Below are 689 nucleotides of genomic sequence, written 5' to 3' on the forward strand. Positions count from 1 at the left end.
GCTTACCTGCAATGGCAATTAAAGCGCGCCGATGTCGACTGGAAACGCTCGTTAACCACCGCCAACCCAACCGTAGGCGTCGAAGCGGGCGAGAACGATAACGAAACAGTAGTTGGCTTATCATTCAGCATTCCACTACAGATTCGCAATAACTACAGCGATGCGGTACGCGCAGCCAATAGCGAAGCTGTTGCTGAAGAAAAACGTTTGATTGCACTAAGGCAACAATGGCAAGCAGCACTGAAATCATCTCTTAACAATTATCGTTTTGTGAAAAAACAGTGGCAAAGCTGGCAAAGAGACTTTCAATCTCGGCAGGATGAGTCGATGCAGGTGATTGAGCAGTCCTGGCTCGCCGGTGACCTATCCACCACAGACTACCTCACCGCTGTGCAACAGCAGCTCGATAGCCAATTTGCAGGGATAGCGCTGCAAACACAATATCGGTTGGCCGCCATTGAATGGTTGTACCGTTCGGGCGAACTCAGTAAAGCGCTGACGTTATCGCCGTTAAGCCAGCCAACAAACGCAGAGATTGGAGAGTAAACGATGTCAGTAAAACCTTTATACGCAGCAATAGCACTTGCGCTGAGCTTTTCGGTTATGGCGCAGGATGAACACGGACACGACGAAAAAGAAGATACCCACAAGGAAGAAGGCAAACACGAGCAAGGTGAACATAAGGAAAG

General features: G+C 49.2%; 1 protein-coding gene. It reads left to right on the forward strand.

Annotated elements, in window-relative coordinates; genetic code table 11:
• Window positions 1–546 (forward strand): TolC family protein (locus IDAT_RS12900; protein WP_034734511.1); only part of this gene is annotated, 546 nt, incomplete at its 5' end.
• Window positions 547–689 lie beyond the last annotated feature (143 nt).

It is taken from the genome of Pseudidiomarina atlantica (assembly GCF_000753735.1).
Lineage (GTDB): Bacteria > Pseudomonadota > Gammaproteobacteria > Enterobacterales > Alteromonadaceae > Pseudidiomarina > Pseudidiomarina atlantica.